This is a genomic window from Streptomyces sp. YPW6, from assembly GCF_018866325.1.
Classification (GTDB): domain Bacteria; phylum Actinomycetota; class Actinomycetes; order Streptomycetales; family Streptomycetaceae; genus Streptomyces.
This window is the reverse complement of sequence record NZ_CP076457.1, coordinates 3,097,326-3,118,384: the sequence shown is the minus strand read 5'-3', so window position 1 is coordinate 3,118,384 and position 21,059 is coordinate 3,097,326. Positions and strand designations below refer to the sequence as shown.

Genomic DNA, 21,059 nt, shown 5'->3' with positions numbered 1-21,059 from the left:
CGGTGCGGGGCGGTGGAGCGGTTCGGGCGGTGCTGGTGCGGCGAATTCAGGACACTTCGTCACGTGTATGGGCGATCTTGTGCAACTGGAACTGATAGTTCCTGCGCAAGTCTTGGTCACTATAGGAGACTTGACGGTCTGTTTGGGAAGATCTTGTGGGCTTTTTTGTGTGACTTGCCCGCGTTCATCCGTGCGCATCCCAAGAGTTCATCAGGACCGGCGGCATGCTGAGGGAATGGCCGAACAGCATCGACCGCATACCGGACCGTCTCCCGCGGCCTCCCCGGCGTTCATCGCCGCGCTCCGCTCCGGCGTGCGCGGCGCGAGCGACTTCGGGGCCGCCGCGCGGGCGTTGACCACGATGGACGCGTCCAACTACCGCCGCGTCCCCCTCGGCGTGCTCGCCCCGCGCGACGCCGACGACATCGCGGCCGCGCTGACGGTCTGCCGGGAGTACGGGGTGCCGGTCGTCCCGCGCGGCGGCGGCACGTCCATCGCCGGACAGGCCACCGGCACCGGACTCGTCCTCGATCTCACCCGCCACCTGCGGACGATCCTCGACGTGGACCCCGCCGCCCGCACCGCCGTCGTCCAGCCCGGCGTGATCCTCGACGACCTGCGCGCCGCCGCCGCGCCCCACGGCCTGACCTTCGGCCCCGACCCGTCCACCCACAGCCGCTGCACCCTCGGCGGAATGATCGGCAACAACTCCTGCGGCGCGCACTCGGTCGCCTGGGGCACGACGGCGGACAACGTGCGCGATCTGTCCGTGGTCCGGTACGGGGGGCAGGCGCTCCGCCTGGAGCGGGGGAGCGGCGCGGGCCCGGCGGGCGTCGACGCCCTCGTCGCCGGCCACCTCGCGCTCCTGCGCACCGGCTACCCCGACCTCCCGCGCCGCATCTCCGGGTACGCCCTCGACGCGCTGCTCCCCGAGCACCCCGGCGGCCCCGACCCGGTCCGGGCGTTCTGCGGCAGCGAGGGCACCCTCGGCGTCGTCACCGAGGCCACCGTGCGCCTGGTCGAGGCGCCGCGCGCCCGCGCCCTGGCCGTCCTCGGGTACGCCGACGAGTCCGCCGCCGCCGAGGCCGCCCCGGGCCTCCTCCCGTACGGGCCGCTCACCGTCGAGGGCATGGCCGCCGACCTGGTCCGCGAACCGGCCGGTCTGCTGCCGCGCGGGGCCGCCTGGCTCTTCGTCGAGACCGGCGGGGCCACCGCGGCCGAGGCCCGCGCGCACGCCGAACGCGTCCTGCGGGCCGCCGACGCGGTGGACGGGGCCGTCGTCACCGACCCGGCCGGGCAGCGGGCCCTGTGGCGGATCCGCGAGGACGCCGCCGGGACCGCGACCCGGATGCCCGACGGCAGTGAGGCCTGGCCGGGCTGGGAGGACTGCGCGGTCCCGCCCGCCCGGCTCGGCGCGTACCTCCGCGACTTCCGGGCCCTCCTCGCCGAGCACGGCCTGCGCGGCACCCCGTACGGCCACTTCGGCGACGGCTGCATCCACGTCCGCATCGACTTCGACCTGACGACCGACGCCGGGGTGGCCCGCTTCCGCCGGTTCTCCGAGGAGACCGCCGACCTCGTCGTCGCGCACGGCGGCTCCCTCAGCGGCGAGCACGGCGACGGGCAGGCGCGCGCCGAGCTGCTGCCCCGGATGTACGGGGACGAACTCGTCGCCCTCTTCGGCCGGTTCAAGGACCTGTGGGACCCGGACGGCGGCCTCAACCCGGGGATGCTGGCCCGCCCCGACCGCCTCGACGCGAACCTCCGCTTCTCCGTCCTGCCGAAACGGCCGGTGGACGTGGAGTTCGGCTACCCGCAGGACGGCGGGGACTTCGCGGGCGCGGTCCGCCGCTGCGTCGGCGTCGCCAAGTGCCGTACGCAGGAGGCGAGCGGCGCGGGCGTCATGTGCCCCTCCTTCCGCGCGACCGGCGAGGAGGCCCACTCGACCCGGGGCCGGGCCCGGCTCCTCCACGAGATGCTGGCGGGCGAGGTCATCACGGACGGCTGGCGCAGCACCGAGGTCCGGGACGCGCTCGACCTCTGCCTGTCCTGCAAGGGCTGCCGCAGCGACTGCCCGGTGGGCGTCGACATGGCCACGTACAAGGCGGAGTTCCTGCACCACCACTACCGGGGCCGCCTCCGCCCCGCCGCCCACTACGCGATGGGCCGCCTCCCGCAGTGGCTGCGCCTGGCGCGTCCCTTCGCCCGCCCGCTCAACGCCCTCGCCCGGCTGCGCCCGCTCGCCGCGCTCGCGAAACGGCTGGCGGGGATCGCGCCCGAGCGCACGATCCCGGTGCTGGCGACCGAGACGTACAGCCGGTGGCTGCGCGCCCGTCGGGGCACCGGGACGCACATCCCGTCGACGGACCGGGTGGTGCACCTCTGGGCCGACACCTTCACCGAGCACCTGTCCCCGCAGGCCGGCCGGGCGGCGGTGCGGGTGCTGGAGGAGGCGACGGGGCGTACGGTGCCGCCGCCCCCGCGCGGGGTGTGCTGCGGCCTCACGTACGTGTCGACCGGGCAGCTCGACGCGGCCCGCCGGGTGATGCGCCGCACCCTGGACCGGCTGGACCTCCTCCCCGGGCAACCGCTCGTCGTCCTGGAGCCGAGCTGCGCCGCGACCCTCCGCACCGATCTGCCCGAACTGCTCCCCGACGACCCGCGCGCCGCCGCACTGGCATCGGCCGTGCGGACGTTCGCGCAGTACCTGGAGGAGTACGCCCCCGACTGGACGCCGCCCCGGCTGGACCGCCCGGCCGCCGGCCAGACGCACTGCCACCAGCACGCGGTGCTCGGCGACGCGGCGGAGCGGCGGCTGCGCGAACGGCTGGGCCTGACCGGCGAACTGAGCGGCGGCTGCTGCGGGCTCGCCGGGAACTTCGGCTTCGAGAAGGGCCACTGGGAGGTGTCCGTCGCCTGCGCGGAGGAGCGGCTGCTCCCCGCCGTACGGGCGGCGGAACCCGGGACCGAACTCCTCGCGGACGGATTCTCCTGCCGTACGCAGCTCGACCAGCTGGCCGGACGCCGGGCCCGGCACCTCGCGGAGGTCATCGCGGAGGCTCTCCCGGAGTCCGCCCCGGGGGGTGGTGCGCCGGACCCCGGGCGATGATCTCGCGTGCCAGCGCCACCAGGCGGGGCAGAGCCGGATGCCCGGGGGCGTCGCGGCGGGCGAGGAGGACCGGGACGCCCGGGGCGTCGTCGAGCGGGACGTAGGCCACCCCCGCGTGCGGGTGCAGCTCCACGGTCGACGCGGTGGACACCCCGCTGCCGCGCCCGGCGGCGATGGCGGTGAGCCAGTCGTCGGTGTTGCCGACGGTGAGCGTGGCGGCCGGGCGGGCGTGCGGCGGCCACAGGTCCACGGTGGTGGTGCCGGAGACGGTGTTGAGGACGACCGGGCCGTCCGCGAGGTCGGCGAGCCGGAGCGAGGCGCGCCCCGCGAGCGGCCCGTCCGCCGTCACCGCCGCCACCCGCACCTCGGTGAACAGCACCTCGGCGACCAGCCCCGGCGCGTCCACCGGCCCGCGCAGCAGCGCCGCGTCGACCTCGCCCCGGGTCAGTCCGGCGGTGCGGTCGTCGATCCGGAGCAGCTCCAGCGGGGTGTCCGGGAACCGCTCCTGCCAGGTCCGCAGCAGCGGTGTGGTGTACGGCCCGAACGCGGACCAGGCGTGGCCGAGCCGCAGCGGCCAGGTGCGCAGCCGCCCGGAGTCGAGCGCCTCGTCGAAGGCGGCGACCGCGGCGGCGGCCTTGTCGCGGAAGGCGACGCCGTCGGGGGTCAGGGCGAGGTGGTGGGTGGAGCGGTCCACGAGCCGGACCCCGAGGTGCCGCTCCAGCGCGGCGAGGGTGCGGGACACGGCGGGCTGGGCCAGCCGGAGGCGGGCGGCGGCGCGTGTGATGTTGAGCTCGTCGGCGACCGCGAGGAAGGCCCGCAGGTGCCGGAGTTCCACGGGGCGGCCGGTGGCGGGTTCCTCGTTCATGCGCGGGAAGCATAACGAGAGCGTGATGGGCATTTCACGGAACACGCGGACCTCCTTACGGTGAAGGAAAGTCCGTGGCGGGCGCGGTTTTCCATCCTGTACCGTCCAGTGCATTGCAGTGCACTCGTCCGCTCGCCTGCTCATCCGCTCACCCGCTCGCCCGGAAGGTCCCCCGTGAACGACCAGCGCAGCGCCGCCGAACCGGCCGCCGCAGCCGTCGCCGTACCCGAGTCGGTGACGGCGCTCGAAGGCGCCGACGCGGTGGCGGAGGCGCCGGGGGAGCCGGGCGCGCCGGCCGCGGGGCCTGGGCCGCGCGCCGGGCGGCGCTGGCGCCGATCGCGCTGGTGGTCGCCGGGGGCCTGTCGGTCCAGTTCGGCTCGGCGGTCGCGGCGCTGCTGATGCCGAAGGCGGGCGCGCTGGGCGTCGTCACCCTGCGGCTGGCGGCCGCCTCCCTGATCCTGCTGGTGATCTGCCGCCCGAAGCTGCGCGGCCACTCGCGCGCCGACTGGGGCACGGTGCTGGCCTTCGGCGTCGCGATGGGCGGTATGAACACGCTCTTCTACCTGGCGCTGGACCGGATTCCGCTCGGGATCGCCGTCACCCTGGAGGTGCTCGGCCCGCTCGCCCTCTCGGTATTCGCCTCCCGCCGCCTGATCAACGTCCTGTGGGCCGGGCTCGCCCTCGTCGGCGTCGTCCTGCTGGGCGGCGGCGGCTTCGACCGCCTCGACCCGGTCGGCGCGGCCTTCGCCCTGGGGGCCGGGGCGATGTGGGCCGCGTACATCGTCTTCAGCGCCCGTACCGGCCGCCGCTTCCCGCAGGCGGACGGACTCGCGCTGGCGATGGTGGTCGCCGCGGTCCTCTCGCTGCCGCTCGGCATCATCGAGTCCGGGGCGAAGCTCACGGTCCCGTCCACCATGGCGCTCGGCGCGGCGGTGGCGGTCCTCAGCTCGGTGCTCCCGTACACCCTGGAGCTGATGGCCCTGCGCCGGCTGCCCGCGCCCACCTTCGCGGTGATGATGAGCCTGGAGCCGGCCATCGCCGCCGGTGCGGGCCTCCTGATCCTGGACCAGGCCCTGTCCACGACGGACGCCCTGGCCATCGCCCTGGTCATCGGGGCGAGCATCGGCGCGGTGCGCAGCCGGTCGGCGGCGGCTCCTCGACGCGAGGCGTGAACCGGGGCTCGCGCGCGTCCCCGGAGGGGGATCAGCAGTCGGCGGGCACGATCCGGAAGGAGTCCAGCCCGGGAGTCAGCGGCGACATCGCGCGGAAGTCACGCTGGTCCAGGGTGAAGATGCGATCCGTCCGGTAGCGGTCGGCCAGGACCACTCCGACCGCGTCGGCCAGGTCGAGCCGCAGCCCTTCGTACTTCTGCCGGACCTCATGAGCGGTGTGCAGGTCCGCGAGCTTGAGTTCGGCGAGGCGGTACTGCCCGTCGTCCATGCGGGAGTTCAGCGCCTCCATCACCTGCAGGGCCGCCGGAAACCCCAGGTCGCGGTGGACCAGGTGATCCAGTTCGGTGATGACGAGCGGGGAGATCGCCAGTCGCTCGTATTCCAGGATGCTCGCCGCTGCGGTGTGCTCGGTCTGGGCGGCGTCGAAAGCGGCGTAGAGGGCCGAGGTGTCGGCGACGATGATCAACGGCGTGCGGCCCGTTCCTTGATGTGCTCGTAGACGGCGTTGTCCATCTCGTCGGGCGTGCGGGAGCGTCCGCTGTCGAAGACGGGCAGCTCACGGCTGCGCTTCGGCCGCTCCGCGCTGTCCAGCAGCAGGGTGATGCCGCGCCGGATGAGCTCTGCCTTGCTGACGCCGGTCGCGGACGACTCGGCGTCCAGTCGTACTTCCAATTCGTCCGGAAGGTACACGGTCGTCTTTATCATGGTGCCCAATGTACCACCCTGCCCTACGTAGGGCAGGGTGGTAAGCCGCGAGACCAGGCGTGCGCCCCTCACCACCCGCAAGGCGGTCCCAGTTCCGTGATGGAGTCGGCCAGCTCGGCCGGGCGCGCGGGCCACCCCGTCCGGTGCCAGTGCTCGATGCGCCAGGACAGCCGCCGGGGCCACAGCGGGGTGACGGGCAGGCGCTCCACCGGCACCCAGACCGGGGCGCCGCCGTAGGTGTCCAGCGTCTCGGGCGGGCCGACCTCGCCGGTCGCGGACACGAGGAAGTAGTGCTCGTGCCGGCCGTCCTTCCAGACCCGGGCGACCTCGGGCCCGACGGTCCCGGCCAGGCCGGTCTCCTCGCCCAGTTCACGCAGGACGGCCGCCTCCAGCGTCTCGCCCGCCTCGACCCCGCCGCCCGGAATCTCGTAGTGGGACCCGCCGCCCTCCTCGGTGAACCGGATCAGCAGCACCGCCCCGTCGCGGATGACGACCGCCCCGGCCCGCACCCGTACCGGCTCCACCGCCGCCGGATCGACCAGGGCCACCGGGCCCCGCGGCGCCTCGCCCTGAGCCCAGGCGCGCAGGACCGTCTCCGCCGTCCCGGCCGGCCGGATGCGGGCGTGCAGGGCCTCCTCCAGCGAGAGGGCGACGCGCGGTGCGCCGAAGGAGGCCCGGCCGTCCTCGCCCGGACCCGTGCCGTCCTCGCCCGGACCCGTGCCGTCCTCGCCCGGACCCGTGCCGTCCTCGCCCGGACCCGTGCCGTCCTCGCCCGGACCCGGGTCGCCTGCGCCCTGCCTTCCGCCGGGAAAGACGTGGTACGCGCCCTCGGCGTCGTGGTGGAGCTCCAGGATCAGCTTGCCGGCCTCGAACAGGACGGTCACCGGGCGGATTTCGGCAGTCATCGACGGAGGCTAACGCGCACTGCGCCCGGGTCGCGCCCGGAACGAGGAACCGGACAGAAAATCATGCAAGCGTGCTTGATTGTTTCTCGGCGCGCTGCCATGCTCCTGGGCACCACACCCGGTCCCGAGGGGAGCGCACGTGTCCGCTGTCGTAGCCGTGATCGACGATCTGCGCGAGGAGAGCGACGAACTCGACGACCTGGTGGGGGAGTTGGATGGTCCCCGCTGGCGCGGGCCGACGCCCGCCGCGCGGTGGACCGTCGCCCACCAGATCGCCCATCTCAGCTGGACCGACGAGGTCGCCCTGCTGGCCGCCACCGAGCCCGACCGGTTCGGCGAGGAGGTCGCCAAGGCCCTGGCCACCCCGGACACCTTCGTCGACGCGGCGGCCGACGCCCTCGTCGCCGCCCACACCCCGGACGCCCTGCTCGCCCGCTGGCGCGAGGGTCGGGCGCGGCTCGACACGGTCCTCCGCGAGGCCCCGGACGGTACCCGCATCCCCTGGTACGGGCCGCCGATGAGCGTCGCGTCCATGGCGACCGCCCGGCTCATGGAGACCTGGGCCCACGGCCAGGACGTCGCCGACGCCCTCGGCGTGACCCGGACCCCGACCGCCCGTCTCCGCCATGTGGCCCGGATCGGCGTCCGCGCCCGGGACTACGCCTACGCGGTACGCGGGATCACCGCACCCGAGCAGGAGTTCCGCGTCGAACTCCGCGCGGCGGACGGCGAGCTGATCGCGTACGGGCCCGAGGACGCGGCCCAGCGGGTCACCGGCCCGCTCCTCGACTTCTGCCTTCTGGTCACCCAGCGCGCCCACCGCCGCGACCTCGCGGTCACCGCCGACGGCCGGGACGCCGACCAGTGGCTCGGCATCGCCCAGGCCTTCGCGGGACCGCCGGGACCGGGCCGGCTGCCGCGCGCGGAACAGCCGGACCGCGGGGAACAGCCGGACCGCGGGGAACACCCGGACCGTGGGGAACAGCCGGACCGCGCGGAGCGGGAGGCCCGATGAGCGGCACCCCCGCCCCCGCACCCCTGCGCATCGGCAACGCCTCCGGCTTCTACGGCGACCGCTTCGACGCCCTGCGCGAGATGCTCACCGGTGGCCCCCTCGACGTCCTCACGGGTGACTACCTCGCCGAGCTCACCATGCTCATCCTCGGCCGCAGCCGCCTCAAGGACCCGCGCAAGGGCTACGCCACCACCTTCCTGCGCCAGCTGGAGGAGGGGCTCGGCCTCGCCCACGAGCGCGGTGTGAAGATCGTCGCCAACGCGGGCGGCCTCAACCCGGCCGGACTGGCCGACGCGGTCCGGCAGTTGGCGGACCAGGCCGGTGTGCCGGTCACCGTGGCGCACGTCGAGGGCGACAGCCTGCCCGTCCCGGACGGGTTCCTCACCGCCAACGCCTACCTCGGCGGCTTCGGGATCGCCGCCTGCCTGCGGGCCGGGGCCGATGTCGTCGTCACCGGCCGGGTCACCGACGCGGCCCTGGTCACCGGGCCCGCCGCCGCCCACTTCGGCTGGGGCCCTCACGACCTGGACGCGCTCGCGGGGGCCGTGGTCGCCGGGCACGTCCTGGAGTGCGGCACGCAGGCGACCGGCGGGAACCACGCCTTCTTCGGCGCGTACGACCCGGCCCGCCTCCGCCGCCCCGGCTTCCCGCTCGCCGAGATCCACGCCGACGGCTCGTCCGTCATCACCAAGCACGACGGCACGGGCGGCGTCGTCGACCTCTCCACCGTCACCGCCCAACTCCTGTACGAGACCGGCGGAGCCCGGTACGCGGGCCCCGACGTCACCGCCCGCCTCGACACCGTGACGCTCACCCCCGACGGCCCCGACCGGGTCCGGATCGACGGCGTACGCGGCGAGGCCCCGCCGCCCACCCTCAAGGCCGGGCTGACCCGGCTCGGCGGCTGGCGCAACGAGGTCGTCTTCGTCCTCACCGGCCTCGACATCGAAGCCAAGGCGGCCCTGGTGAAGGACCAGTTCGCCGACGCCCTGGAGCGGGGCGGCGCCCGCCCGCCCGCCGAGGTGCGCTGGGAGCTGTCCCGTACGGACCACGCCGACGCCGACACCGAGGAACGCGCCAGTGCCCTGCTCCGGCTCGTCGTCCGCGACCAGGACGCCGACGCGGTCGGCCGGACCGTCTCCGGAGCCGCCATCGAGCTGGCCCTCGGCAGCTACCCGGGCTTCCACGTCACCGCCCCGCCCGGAAAGGGCGCGCCCTACGGGGTGTTCGAGGCCCGGCCCGTACCGGCGGCGGAGGTCGAGCACATCGCCGTACTGCCGGACGGGACGCGCCAGGCGTTGAAGGCGCCCGTCCTCACACAGGAGTTGGCCGAGGTCGAGGAGGCGCCGCTCCCCGACCCGTACCCCGCCGCCCCCTCCCGCCGCGCTCCCCTCGGCCTGATCGCGGGCGCGCGCAGCGGCGACAAGGGCGGCGACGCCAACGTGGGGGTCTGGGTCCGCGACGACGACGCCTGGCGGTGGCTGGCGCACGAGCTGAGCGTCGAGCGCTTCAGGCAACTCCTGCCGGAGACGGCCGGCATGAGCGTCGTCCGCCACGTCCTGCCCAACCTCCGCGCCCTGAACTTCACCGTCCACGGCCTCCTGGGCGAAGGCGTCGCCGCCCAGGCCCGGTTCGACCCGCAGGCCAAGGCGCTGGGGGAGTGGCTGCGGTCCCGGTGGCTGCCCGTCCCCGTCCCCCTGCTCGAAAACACCGATGCCCCGGAGGTGACCGCATGACCGTCCTGCCCACCGCGCTCGACACCAGCAGCCCGGAATACGCCGCGCACCGGGCCGCCATGGTGGAGAAGCTCGCCGAGCTGGAGACCGAGCACGCCAAGGCGCTCGCGGGCGGCGGCGAGAAGTACGTGACCCGGCACCGGGGGCGCGGCAAGCTCCCCGCCCGGGAGCGGATCGAACTGCTCGTCGACCCCGACACCCCCTTCCTGGAGCTGTCACCGCTGGCCGCCTGGGGCAGCGATTATGCCGTCGGTGCCTCACTCGTCACCGGGATCGGCGTGGTCGAGGGCGTCGAGTGCCTGATCACCGCGAACGACCCGACCGTGCGGGGCGGGGCGTCGAACCCCTGGACGCTGAAGAAGGCCCTGCGCGCCAACGAGATCGCCTTCGCCAACCGGCTGCCGGTCATCAGCCTGGTGGAGTCGGGCGGGGCCGACCTGCCCTCCCAGAAGGAGATCTTCATCCCGGGCGGGGCGCTCTTCCGGGACCTCACCCGGCTCTCCGCCGCCGGAATCCCCACCGTGGCCGTCGTGTTCGGCAACTCCACCGCCGGAGGCGCGTACGTCCCCGGCATGTCCGACCACACCGTGATGATCAAGGAGCGGTCCAAGGTCTTCCTCGGCGGACCGCCCCTGGTGAAGATGGCCACCGGCGAGGAGAGCGACGACGAGTCCCTCGGCGGGGCCGAGATGCACGCCCGCACGTCCGGGCTCGCCGACCACTTCGCCGTGGACGAGCACGACGCGCTCCGGCAGGCCCGCCGCATCGTCGCCCGCCTCAACTGGCGCAAGGCGCACACCGATCCGGGCCCCGCCGAGCCGCCCAAGTACGCCGAGGACGAGCTGCTGGGCATCGTCCCGGGCGACCTCAAGGCGCCCTTCGACCCCCGCGAGGTGATCGCCCGGCTGGTCGACGGCTCGGACTTCGACACCTTCAAGCCGCTGTACGGGCCGAGCCTGGTCACCGGCTGGGCGCGGCTGCACGGCTACCCGGTCGGCATCCTCGCCAATGCCCAGGGGGTGCTGTTCAGCGAGGAGTCGCAGAAGGCGGCGCAGTTCATCCAGCTCGCCAACCAGCGTGACATCCCCCTCCTCTTCCTCCACAACACCACCGGCTACATGGTCGGCAAGGAGTACGAACAGGGCGGCATCATCAAGCACGGCGCGATGATGATCAACGCGGTGGCGAACTCGAAGGTCCCGCACTTGTCGGTCCTGATGGGCGCGTCCTACGGGGCCGGCCACTACGGCATGTGCGGCCGCGCCTACGATCCGCGCTTCCTCTTCGCCTGGCCCAGCAGCAAGTCCGCCGTCATGGGCCCGCAGCAGCTCGCGGGCGTCCTCTCCATCGTCGCCCGCGCCTCGGCCGCCGCCAAGGGGCAGCCGTACGACGACGAGGCGGACGCCGGGCTGCGCGCCATGGTGGAGCAGCAGATCGAGGCCGAGTCGCTGCCGATGTTCCTGTCCGGGCGGCTGTACGACGACGGGGTCATCGACCCGCGCGACACCCGGACCGTCCTCGGGATGTGCCTGTCCGCGATCCACACCGCACCGGTCGAGGGCGCCCGTGGCGGCTTCGGCGTCTTCCGGATGTGACCCGCCCATGAGGAGTGACGTGATCCATACCCTGCTCGTCGCCAACCGGGGCGAGATCGCCTGCCGGATCTTCCGCACCTGCCGTGACCTGGGCATCACCACGGTCGCCGTGTACTCCGACGCGGACGCCGACGCCCTGCACGTACGGGAGGCCGACCTCGCCGTACGCCTGCCGGGTGCGGCCCCCGCCGACACCTATCTGCGCGGCGACCTCGTCGTGGCCGCCGCGCGGGCCGCCGGGGCGGACGCCGTGCACCCCGGCTACGGCTTCCTCTCCGAGAACGCCGCGTTCGCCGCCGCCGTGCAGGAAGCGGGGCTGGTGTGGGTGGGGCCTCCGGTGAAGGCGATCGAGCTGATGGCCTCCAAGACCCGGGCCAAGGAGCTGATGGCCGGGGCCGGGGTGCCGCTGCTGGCCCCGGTGGACCCGGCGACGGCGGGCCCCGACGATCTGCCGCTGCTGCTGAAGGCGGCCGCGGGCGGCGGCGGACGCGGCATGCGGATCGTCCGGGAAGCGGACGCCCTTCCCGGCGAGCTGCTCGCCGCAGCAGCCGAGGCGGCGTCGGCCTTCGGGGACGGGGAGGTGTTCGCCGAGCCGTACGTGGAGCGCGGCCGGCACGTCGAGGTCCAGGTGATGGCGGACGCGCACGGCACCGTGTGGGCGCTCGGCACCCGGGACTGCTCGCTCCAGCGCCGCCACCAGAAGGTCATCGAGGAGGCCCCTGCGCCCGGCCTGGACGACGGCCTGCGCACCCGGCTCCACGAGGCGGCGGTCGCGGCGGCCCGTGCCGTGGACTACCGGGGCGCGGGCACCGTGGAGTTCCTGGTCTCCGCCGAGGGCCGCCCGTACTTCCTGGAGATGAACACCCGCCTCCAGGTCGAACACCCCGTCACGGAGGCCGTGTTCGGGCTCGACCTCGTCGCCCTGCAACTGCGGGTGGCGGAGGGCGCGCCGTTGCCGTCCCCCGAGCCCCCGCAGCCGTCCGGCCACGCGGTGGAGGCCCGGCTCTACGCCGAGGACCCGGCCCGCGACTGGCAGCCGCAGACCGGCGCGCTGCTCACCCTGGAGCTGCCGGAGGGCCCCGGCCTGCGCCTGGACACCGGATACACCGGCGGCGACACGATCGGTGTGCACTACGACCCGATGATCGCCAAGGTGATCGCCCGCGCCCCGACCCGCACCGAGGCCGTCCGGCTGCTGGCCCGCGCGCTGGAGAGGGCCCGCGTCCACGGCCCGGTCACCAACCGCGACCTGCTCGTCCGCTCGCTGCGCCACCCGGACTTCGCGGCGGCCCGCCTGGACACCGGCTTCTACGACCGGCACCTGGCGGACCTCACCGCCCCGGGAGCTGGCCGGGACCCCGCCACGGCCGCCCTGGCCGCCACGCTCGCGGAGGCCGTACGGAACACGCAGGCTGCCGGTGGCGCGGAGGTCGTACGGAACACGGGGGCCGTACGCGGTGCGGGGGCCGTGCGGCGCGCGGAGGCTGCACGTGGTGCGGAGGCTGCACGCGGTGCGGAGGCTGCACGCGGCGCGGAGGCCGTACGGGGCGCGTCGGCCGGAAGCCCCGCCCCGGCCCGCTTCGGGGCCTGGCGCAACGTGACCTCGCAGCCCCAGCGCAAGCGCTACCGCAGCGAACCCGACGGCACCGAGCACGAGATCGCCTACCGCACCCCGCGCACCGGCATCCCGGAGCCGCACGAGACCCCCGGCACCCGGGTCCTGACCGCCACCCCCGACCGCGTCACGCTCGAAGTCGACGGCGTCACACGGAACTTCGCCATCACCGCCCACGCCGACCGGGTCCACGTGGACGCCACCGACGCCGCGTACACGTTCACCGTCCTGCCCCGCTTCACCGACCCCGCCGCGCACACCGCCCCCGGCTCCCTGCTCGCCCCGATGCCCGGGACCGTCGTCCGCCTCGCCGAGGGCCTGGCCGCCGGGGTCACCGTCGAGGCCGGGCAGCCGCTGATCTGGCTGGAGGCGATGAAGATGGAACACCGCATCCTCGCGCCCGCCTCCGGCACCCTCACCGCCCTGCACGCCGCGCCCGGCCACCAGGTCGAGGTCGGCGCGCTGCTCGCCGTGGTCCAGGAGGACCCGGCCGCCACCCCCGTACCCGTTCCCGTACCGGAGGAGACCGTATGAGCACCGCCCTCGAAACCGAAGAGCACCAGGCCCTGCGCGCAGCCGTCGCCGCCCTCGGAAAGCGGTACGGGCGCGACTACATGACCACCGTCATCCGCGAAGGCAGGCACACCGACGAGCTGTGGGCCGAGGCCGCGAAGCTCGGCTACCTCGGGGTGAACCTCCCCGAGGAGTACGGCGGCGGAGGCGGCGGCATGGCCGAACTCTCGATCGTGCTGGAGGAGTTGGGGGCGGCCGGATCGCCGCTCCTGATGATGATCGTGTCGCCCGCGATCTGCGGCACGGTCATCGCCCGCTTCGGTACCGAGGAGCAGAAGCGGACGTGGCTGCCGGGTCTCGCCGACGGCTCCCTCACCATGGCCTTCGGCATCACCGAGCCCGATGCCGGGTCCAACTCCCACCGCATCACCACCACCGCCCGCCGCGACGGCGACGACTGGGTCCTCACCGGCCGCAAGGTCTACGTCTCCGGCGTCGACATCGCCGACGCCACCCTGATCGTCGGCCGGACCGAGGATGCCCGCTCCGGGAAGCTGAAGCCCTGCCTGTTCATCGTCCCGCGCGATGCCCCCGGATTCGGCCGGAATCAGATCGACATGGAACTCCACGCCCCCGAGAAGCAGTTCGAGCTGGTCCTCGACGACGTGCGGCTGCCGGCCGACGCCCTGGTCGGCGACGAGGACGCGGGTCTCCTCCAGCTCTTCGCCGGGCTCAACCCCGAGCGGATCATGACGGCGGCGTTCGGCATCGGCATGGGCCGCTTCGCGCTCTCCAAGGCCGTCGAGTACGCCCGCACCCGCCAGGTCTGGAAGGCCCCCATCGGCGCCCACCAGGCCATCGCGCACCCGCTCGCCACCGCGCACATCGACCTGGAGCTGTCGCGCCTGATGATGCAGAAGGCCGCCCGGCTGTACGACGAGGGCGACGACATCGGGGCGGGCGAGGCGGCGAACATGGCGAAGTACGCGGCCGGGGAGGCGTGCGTGAAGGCGGTCGACCAGGCGGTCCACACACTCGGCGGCAACGGCCTGACCCGCGAGTACGGCCTCGCGTCGCTGATCACCGCGTCGCGGGTGGCCCGGATAGCCCCGGTCAGCCGCGAGATGATCCTGAACTACGTATCCCACCAGTCGCTGGGCCTGCCGAAGTCGTACTAGAGGCTGTCGCCGCCCGCTGCCGCCCCCCGCTGCCGCCGCCCGAAGCGCGGCAGTCGCGGCCGGCGGGGCGGCGGCAGATCCTGGACGCATCGACCGGCAGGGCGACTTCCGCCTGTCCGACCCCTCCCCCCGCGCCGCCCTCAGGGGCGATTCTGTCTCTCCACACCCGCACGGCGTCCCGCGCCGCCACCCGGGCGGCGCGGGCCACCGCGACGAACAGGGGACCGCCATGGTGTTCCGCAGCGCGTACGCAGACGTAACGGCCCTCGACACCCCCATCCACGACGCGGTCCTCGGCGGGGCCGCCGGGTTCGGCGACACCGCAGCCCTGATCGACGGGACGAACGGCACGTCCCTCACCTACACCCAACTCGACGGATTCCACCGGCGGATCGCCGCCGCACTCGCCGAGGCAGGGCTCCGGAAGGGCGACGTCCTCGCCCTGCACAGCCCGAACACCATCGCCTACCCGGCCGTCTTCTACGGCGCCACCCGTGCCGGCGCCGCCGTCACCACGGTCCACCCGCTGGCCACGCCCGAGGAGTTCGCCAAGCAGCTCGCGGACAGCGGGGCGCAGTGGATCGTCACGGTCTCCCCGCTCCTGGCGACCGCCAGCCGCGCCGCCGAACTGGCGGGCGGCGTACGGGAGATCTACGTCTGCGACCAGGCGGAGGGCCACACCTCCATCCTGGACATGCTGTCCTCCACGGCCCCCGAGCCGGAGATCGCGATCGACCCCGGCGAGGACGTGGCGGCCCTCCCGTACAGCTCCGGCACGACGGGCGCGCCCAAGGGCGTGATGCTGACGCACCGGTCGATCGCGACCAACCTGGAGCAGCTGAGACCGTTCATCCCGATGAGCGAGGGCGACCGCATCCTCGCGGTCCTCCCCTTCTTCCACATCTACGGGCTCACGGCGCTGATGAACGTACCCCTGCGCTGCGGCTCGACGGTCGTCGTCCTGCCCCGCTTCGACCTGGCCCAGTTCCTGGAAGCCATCCAGACCCACCGCATCTCGGGCCTGTACGTGGCCCCGCCGATCGTGCTGGCGCTCGCGAAGCACCCGCTGGTCGGGGAGTACGACCTGTCCTCGCTCCAGTACATCGTCAGCGCCGCCGCCCCGCTGGACGCCGAGCTGGCGGCGGCGTGCTCGGCCCGGCTGGGGGTGCCGCCGGTGCGCCAGGCGTACGGGATGACGGAGCTCTCGCCCGGTACGCACGTGGTTCCGCTCTCCGTCGAGCAGCCGCCGCCGGGCACGGTCGGTCAGCTGCTGCCGAACACCGAGATGCGGATCGTGTCGCTGGAGGACCCGGCGAAGGACGCGGAGCCGGGGGCGGACGGCGAGATCCTGATCCGGGGACCGCAGGTGATGAAGGGCTACCTGGGCCGCCCGGACGCCACAGCCGCGATGATCGACGACGACGGCTGGGTGCACACGGGCGATGTCGGCCGGGTCGACGAGGACGGCTGGCTGTACGTCGTGGACCGGGTGAAGGAGCTGATCAAGTACAAGGGCTACCAGGTGGCCCCCGCCGAACTGGAGGCGCTGCTCCTCACCCACGAGGACGTCGCGGACGCGGCGGTGATCGGGGTGTACGACGAGGAGGGCAACGAGATCCCGAAGGCGTTCCTGGTCAGGGGAGCGGGAACGGCGGCGGAGGGCCTGACCGCCGAGGACGTCATGACGTACGTGGCCGAGCGCGTGTCCCCCTACAAGAAGGTGCGCCAGGCCGAGTTCATCGAGGCGGTGCCCCGGGCCGCCTCGGGCAAGATCCTCCGGCGCGAGCTGCGCGACCGCGAGAAGACGGAGAGGACGGACGAGGCGTGACCCTGATCGTACGGACGGAGGAGCGGGGCATCGCCACGCTGACGCTGGACTCCCCGGCCAACCGCAACGCGCTGTCGGCGGCGCTGGTGGGGGAGTTGCGCGACGCCCTGGCGGACTGCGCCGGCGACGACACCGTACGGGCGGTGGTGCTGGCCCACACGGGGACGACGTTCTGCGCCGGGGCGGACCTGACGGCTCCGCCGGACCCGGAGGCGTTCGTGGGGCTGATGCGGGAGATCGTGGCGCTGCCGAAGCCGGTGGTGGCCCGGGTGACCGGCCATGTCCGGGCGGGCGGCCTGGGCCTGCTGGCGGCGTGCGACATCGCGGTGGCGGGCGGGGCGTCGTCCTTCGCGCTCACCGAGTCCCGCCTGGGCCTGGCCCCGGCCGTGATCTCCCTCACGCTGCTCCCGCGCGTGGACCGCACGGCGGCGAGCCGCTACTACCTCACGGGGGAGCGGTTCGACGCGGCGGAGGCGGCGCGGATCGGCCTGGTGACGCTGGCCGCCGAGGACGTGGAGAAGGGCCTGGCCCCGGTCCTGGACGGTCTGCGCCGTGCCTCACCCCAGGGGCTGGCCGCGTCGAAGGAGCTGGTCACGGCTACGGTGCTGAGGAGCTTCGACCAGTACGCCGAAGACCTCATCGCCCGATCAGCGAAGCTGTTCGCCTCCGACGAGGCGAGGGAGGGGATGACGGCCTTCCTCGAACGACGGGACCCGGCATGGGTGCGGTGACCTCTTCCCTCTCTGCTTCCCGGGCCGCTCACGCGCCCAAGCAGGACCGCAGCCGCGCGACGCGGCAGCGCCTCCTGGAGGCGGCGGTGGCCTGCCTGGCCGAACACGGCTGGGCAGGCTCCACCGTCTCCGTCGTCGCGGAGCGGGCCGGTGTCTCGCGGGGCGCGGCCCAGCACCACTTCCCGACCCGCGAGGACCTGTTCACGGGCGCGGTGGAGTACGTCGCCGAGGAACGCTCCGCCGCCCTGCGCGCCCTCCCCGTCCAGGGCCGCGCGGAGGTCGTCGCGGCCCTGGTCGACCTCTACACGGGCCCGCTGTTCCGGGCGGCGCTCCAGCTCTGGGTGGCCGCCTCCAACGAGGCCCAGCTGCGCCCGCGTGTCACGGAACTGGAGGCGCGGGTGGGCCGCGAGACCCACCGCATCGCGGTCGAACTCCTCGGCGCGGACGAGTCCCGCCCGGGCACCCGCGAAACGGTCCAGGGCCTCCTGGACATGGCCCGCGGCCTCGGCCTCGCCAACCTCCTCACCGACGACACGGCCCGCCGGGAGCGGGTGGTGGCGCAGTGGGCGGCGCTGGTGGAGGAGGGGCTGGGCTGACCCTTCGCGGGGCCTCCGGACCGCTCGCCGCGCGGGACGGGGCCGTGGCCCGCGCGCCGGTCAGCCGCCGTCCGGGACGGGCGTGGCCTGGTGGTAGTACATGCGCCACTCCGTCTCCCCGTCGCGCCTGCGCCACAGCGAACTGCGGCGGGCCCGGCGACCGCCGAAGACGGTCTCGTACGTGAGGTGCACGATCCCGGGGGCCAGGACGACCCCGCGCATCCCGGAGGGCTCGAACCGGGGCGAGCCCGCGTCACCCTCTCCGCCCCCGCTCCCGCCGTTCAGCTCGGGGAGGGCGGCGAGCATCTCCTCGTACGTCCACCGTCGCCCCGAGGCCCCGACCTCGACGAACTCCGGGTCGAGGAGGCGCGCGGCGAGCGGCCGTGACGTACGCACGGCGGGGTCCAAGAGCTGGAGCTCGGCGTCGATGGCCGCGTTCACGTCCGCGGTTTCCTGAGTCTCCTGGCTGATCGGGCTCATCGGACGATGATCGCCGAAAGGGCCGGGGAGCGCACGCCCCGATGGTCCGGCGAGCGCATGCCCCTGTGCTCCGGGACCACTCGCCCCTGCCCGCGTCCCGGCTTGCTCCTTCATCGGCGAGTGCCGGGAGCTCCCACCGGCCACCGTCCCAGCAGGGCACGTCGGCACGATCCTGGTCCGCCCCTCAGGGTGCTTTGAGGAGGTGGCGGAGGTTGGCCATGTGGGCTTTGACGGCGGCGATCTGGGTGGGGTCGGGTGGGGAGTCGCCGGCAGTGGTGTGAGCCCGGTGGCAGGGGCGGCAGAGGCCGTCGGGGAGGGCTTGGGGTGGGCCGGGGCGGCCGCAGTCGGTGCATTCGACGAGGATCCGGCGGGCGGGGACGGGGGCGGGGGTGTCGGTGCCGGTGCCCGGTGGAGTGTTCGTGGCGGGGAGTTGGGGTGGCATCTTGTCGGTGAGGCGGCGGCGGAGGAGTCCGGCGGGGGAGTCGATCTGGGTGGGGAGTCCTGCGGTGAGGGCGTTGGTGAGGTAGTCGGTGGTGACGCCGCGGTCGAGCCATTGTGTTGCGAGGGGTTCGAGGGCGGCGCAGTCGTGGGCGGAGAGGGCGAGGCGGTGGTCGTCGCGGCCGAGGCGGGCGAGGGCGAGGTAGGCGGTGGAGAGCTCGGTGGCCGCTGTGGCCGCTGTGGCCGCGGTGGCCGCGGTGTGCCTTGTGGGGGTCGAGTCCCGGGTGGGCGTCGTGGGTTCGGCTTCCCGCGCCTGGGGCGGGGTGCGCTGGGGTGGTACGGCGGCGGAGACCGGGGGCTGCGCGGCGGGCGGCGAGTCCTCCGGCTGTCCGGGCGGTGGCGGTTCCTCGGACGGGGCCCACGGGGGCGGCGGAGTCGCGTCGGTGGCAGGGGCCTCTGCTGCGGTGGTGGGGGCCGGGGGCTGCGGGGGTGCTGCGGAGTCCGGGGAGGTGGGGGCTTCCGGTGCGGTGGTGGGGGCTGGGGGTTGCGCGGGTGTTGCGGTGCGGGGGGCGGTTTCGGTGGCGAGGTAGGTGGTCCACCATGCGTTGTCGCGGGCGGTGCGGGACCAGAAGGTGCGGAAGGCCCAGCGGGTTTCGTCGCCCGTGCCGACAGGGCACCGTACGCGCCGCAGGTGTCCGGCGATGGAGAGGGCGTTGAGGGAGGTGCTGATGGCCTGCTGGCCGTAGAGCGGGAGTTGCTTGGTGAGCTGTTTCACGCTCATCGCGGCCCCGTCGGGCAGGTGGTCCACGAACCCGGCGATGTACCGCTCACGGGCCGGGAGCAGGGCGAAGTCATGGGGCGTGCGGGGTTGTTGGTCCGGTGCGGAGCGTTTGCCGTAGCCGGGCTTGGCCATCGGGTACGCGGCGGAGACTGCGGGGACGGGCAGGGCGGAGCTAAGGTGCTGGATAGCCACGGGATCGTCTTTCTAGGTGCTCGATCTTGCGGTGAGACCCCGGCCTGGTGTGGCAACACCGTGTCGGGGTCGTTCAGTTCTCGCACCGTAAGCGGCCGTCACGCTCTGCCGCAAGCCGTCACGATTAGTCATACTGTCGGCCCGTGACGGGGTAGGGAGGTGGGGGAGGTTTTCCCTAACCCCCTATGTTTTCCCGCCGGTTAAAAGAAGGCGCTCGAACCCCGGGTCTCGCATCCCGACGCCCGAAGCTCGGGACACGGGCTTCGGGGCAGGTCCCGGTGTGCGTACCCACGAAAGGGCGACGGCGGAGGTTCGAAGCTCGGGTCCTGGCGCTCGGTTCTCGGGTCCCGGGTCTCGGGTTACGAGCTTCGGGTGCCGGGCGTCATCCGTTCAGGACGACTGCCAGGATGAACAGGAGGAGTACATCCATGGGCGCCCAGTCGGGGGCTCTCACTGCATGGGGTGCGTGATCCTTGCGGAACCGGCGCTTCGGCAGGGCCTGTTGCAGCCGGGCGGCCGCCCGGGGGGTACGCCCTCGGTCCAGCATGGAGCCCGAGAACGCAGAAACGAAGATCTCCTCGCCATGCACAGTGTGCATGTGCAATCCGGGCTCGGTGGAGATGGATTTTACGGATCCGGCGGGTACCCAGATCCGGGTGAAGAATCCGAACACCTGGAATCCGTCCGAGTGGATCTCTACCTTCGGGCGGACTACGGCCCGCCAGATGAGGCGAACGCCGGGCAGAATGATCCCGGCAATCAAGGGTGCTTCGCCCCAGCCGCGAGCTTCGACTGCAATCGACGTTCCGACGAGCCAGAATATCAGCAGGCCCACGACGAGAATTCCTCCGACGATGGGGCCGCTCTTGCGCCGGAGAACCTCACGGGCGCCTCGACGCCTTTTGATGCGCCACGCCGTGTCCATCAGCATCCCTTTCCAGCGGCGCTCAGTGAGCCTGCACCACAAGTTGACCGCGTGATGCCCGCGTTAACGGCCATGTCCCGGCCGGAGACTCCCCAGTTCACCGCCCCTTGAGCGCCCTGCGGGCGTACACTGCCCCGCCAGAGCGCGGGCGCCGCGCCGGCCGGGCCGCGACTGAAGGCGCTTGCCGAGCGCCAGACACTCCAGCTACCGGCGATTCCCCTCCCGAGGGCACCGCTCCCGAGGGCACCGCCTGCCAGTGTCCATGCCGCGCCCTTCAGCGCCTTCGTGCCGGAGAAGTTTCCGTTCAGGGCATCAGCAGCGTTGTCCGCTACCCGGAGTGCCCTGCTGGCTGCGAAGCACAATCCAGCTGAGGCGGCGACGCATACCGCAAAGGCGCCGATCTGGGCGAGGCCGCGCCAGTGGTCACCGACCCACTGGCCGAAGCCGGAGTCCCTGATGCTGCCCCAGGCGTTGCCGACGTTGTCCTTCGTGTTGTCCCAGGCGTTGCTGAAGTTGCCCTTCATCAGGCTGCCCCAGACGCCGTCCTTCTTGCGCAGCCGTCCGGGTTGGCATAAGTCGTCGCGCGTTCCGTACGCTCACCGACGACTTCCACACGCTGTCCGGTCTGCTTGGCCTCCGCGAGAGCCTTGTGCCCCTCCGAGGGGACGGCTTCGTCCGCC

At 73.5% G+C, this 21,059-nt stretch carries 17 protein-coding genes and 1 pseudogene; 10 read left to right on the top strand and 8 right to left on the bottom strand.

Translation table 11 applies throughout. The features are described from left to right. Nucleotides 1-235: 235 nt before the first annotated feature. Nucleotides 236-3,109, top strand: coding sequence for an FAD-binding and (Fe-S)-binding domain-containing protein (locus KME66_RS13555; RefSeq protein WP_216322230.1), 2,874 nt, complete (start codon nt 236-238; stop codon nt 3,107-3,109). On the opposite strand, the gene KME66_RS13550 is transcribed toward KME66_RS13555, so the two are convergent. Beyond that, nucleotides 3,048-3,974 (bottom strand): LysR family transcriptional regulator, encoded by a 927-nt coding sequence (locus tag KME66_RS13550; protein WP_216322228.1) that lies wholly within the window; start codon nt 3,972-3,974, stop codon nt 3,048-3,050. The genes KME66_RS13555 and KME66_RS13550 overlap by 62 nt on opposite strands. Before the next feature lie 174 nt (nt 3,975-4,148). On the opposite strand from KME66_RS13550, the pseudogene KME66_RS13545 reads away from it, so the two are divergent. After that, a pseudogene (locus tag KME66_RS13545) lies at nt 4,149-5,146 on the top strand (DMT family transporter). Between the two features lie 31 nt (nt 5,147-5,177). Here KME66_RS13545 and KME66_RS13540 read toward each other — a convergent pair. The 3 genes from KME66_RS13540 to KME66_RS13530 form a co-directional block, all read right to left on the bottom strand. Beyond that, a complete protein-coding gene (locus KME66_RS13540; protein ID WP_216322225.1) occupies nt 5,178-5,612 on the bottom strand; it encodes a type II toxin-antitoxin system VapC family toxin in 435 nt (144 codons plus the stop codon). Further along, entirely contained in the window at nt 5,609-5,851 is a 243-nt protein-coding gene (locus KME66_RS13535; RefSeq protein ID WP_216322206.1) for a CopG family transcriptional regulator, read from the bottom strand. The genes KME66_RS13540 and KME66_RS13535 overlap by 4 nt, the downstream gene beginning before the upstream one ends. Nucleotides 5,852-5,919: 68 nt before the next feature. Then, nucleotides 5,920-6,756 carry an NUDIX domain-containing protein gene (locus KME66_RS13530; protein WP_216322202.1) on the bottom strand — a complete coding sequence of 279 codons (837 nt, stop codon included), beginning with the start codon at nt 6,754-6,756 and terminating at the stop codon, nt 5,920-5,922. Nucleotides 6,757-6,895: 139 nt separating this feature from the next. On the opposite strand from KME66_RS13530, the gene KME66_RS13525 reads away from it, so the two are divergent. The 8 genes from KME66_RS13525 to KME66_RS13490 all read left to right on the top strand — a co-directional run bounded on the left by KME66_RS13525 (nt 6,896) and on the right by KME66_RS13490 (nt 17,563). Continuing rightward, the gene (locus tag KME66_RS13525; protein ID WP_253208322.1) at nt 6,896-7,771 is read left to right on the top strand and encodes a TIGR03084 family metal-binding protein; all 876 of its coding nucleotides are present in this window, start codon (nt 6,896-6,898) and stop codon (nt 7,769-7,771) included. Further along, nucleotides 7,768-9,507, top strand: coding sequence for an acyclic terpene utilization AtuA family protein (locus KME66_RS13520; RefSeq protein WP_216322199.1), 1,740 nt, complete (start codon nt 7,768-7,770; stop codon nt 9,505-9,507). The genes KME66_RS13525 and KME66_RS13520 overlap by 4 nt, the downstream gene beginning before the upstream one ends. Further along, nucleotides 9,504-11,102 (top strand): acyl-CoA carboxylase subunit beta, encoded by a 1,599-nt coding sequence (locus KME66_RS13515; protein WP_073219716.1) that lies wholly within the window; start codon nt 9,504-9,506, stop codon nt 11,100-11,102. The genes KME66_RS13520 and KME66_RS13515 overlap by 4 nt, the downstream gene beginning before the upstream one ends. A gap of 7 nt (nt 11,103-11,109) precedes the next feature. Beyond that, nucleotides 11,110-13,251, top strand: coding sequence for a biotin carboxylase N-terminal domain-containing protein (locus KME66_RS13510; RefSeq protein WP_216322197.1), 2,142 nt, complete (start codon nt 11,110-11,112; stop codon nt 13,249-13,251). Further along, complete coding sequence (locus KME66_RS13505; RefSeq protein WP_073219724.1) at nt 13,248-14,408, top strand: acyl-CoA dehydrogenase family protein; 1,161 nt, start codon at nt 13,248-13,250, stop codon at nt 14,406-14,408. The genes KME66_RS13510 and KME66_RS13505 overlap by 4 nt, the downstream gene beginning before the upstream one ends. Nucleotides 14,409-14,637: 229 nt before the next feature. Further along, nucleotides 14,638-16,236: a 4-coumarate--CoA ligase family protein gene (locus tag KME66_RS13500; RefSeq protein ID WP_216322195.1), complete on the top strand. Its 1,599-nt coding sequence runs from the start codon at nt 14,638-14,640 to the stop codon at nt 16,234-16,236. Continuing rightward, nucleotides 16,233-16,967: an enoyl-CoA hydratase family protein gene (locus tag KME66_RS13495; protein ID WP_073219736.1), complete on the top strand. Its 735-nt coding sequence runs from the start codon at nt 16,233-16,235 to the stop codon at nt 16,965-16,967. The genes KME66_RS13500 and KME66_RS13495 overlap by 4 nt, the downstream gene beginning before the upstream one ends. Beyond that, nucleotides 16,955-17,563 carry a TetR/AcrR family transcriptional regulator gene (locus KME66_RS13490; RefSeq protein WP_216322193.1) on the top strand — a complete coding sequence of 203 codons (609 nt, stop codon included), beginning with the start codon at nt 16,955-16,957 and terminating at the stop codon, nt 17,561-17,563. Before KME66_RS13495 ends, KME66_RS13490 begins: the two co-directional genes overlap by 13 nt. Before the next feature lie 60 nt (nt 17,564-17,623). On the opposite strand, the gene KME66_RS13485 is transcribed toward KME66_RS13490, so the two are convergent. The 4 genes from KME66_RS13485 to KME66_RS13470 all read right to left on the bottom strand — a co-directional run bounded on the left by KME66_RS13485 (nt 17,624) and on the right by KME66_RS13470 (nt 20,903). After that, the gene (locus KME66_RS13485) at nt 17,624-18,043 is read right to left on the bottom strand and encodes a DUF4440 domain-containing protein (RefSeq protein WP_216322191.1); all 420 of its coding nucleotides are present in this window, start codon (nt 18,041-18,043) and stop codon (nt 17,624-17,626) included. A 184-nt stretch (nt 18,044-18,227) separates the two neighbouring features. Next, a complete protein-coding gene (locus KME66_RS13480) occupies nt 18,228-19,454 on the bottom strand; it encodes a MarR family transcriptional regulator (RefSeq protein ID WP_253208321.1) in 1,227 nt (408 codons plus the stop codon). Nucleotides 19,455-19,836: 382 nt separating this feature from the next. Beyond that, nucleotides 19,837-20,379, bottom strand: a complete 543-nt coding sequence (locus KME66_RS13475; RefSeq protein ID WP_216322188.1) for a hypothetical protein — start codon at nt 20,377-20,379, stop codon at nt 19,837-19,839. Continuing rightward, complete coding sequence (locus tag KME66_RS13470) at nt 20,379-20,903, bottom strand: hypothetical protein (protein WP_216322185.1); 525 nt, start codon at nt 20,901-20,903, stop codon at nt 20,379-20,381. The genes KME66_RS13475 and KME66_RS13470 overlap by 1 nt, the downstream gene beginning before the upstream one ends. Nucleotides 20,904-21,059: the final 156 nt, after the last annotated feature.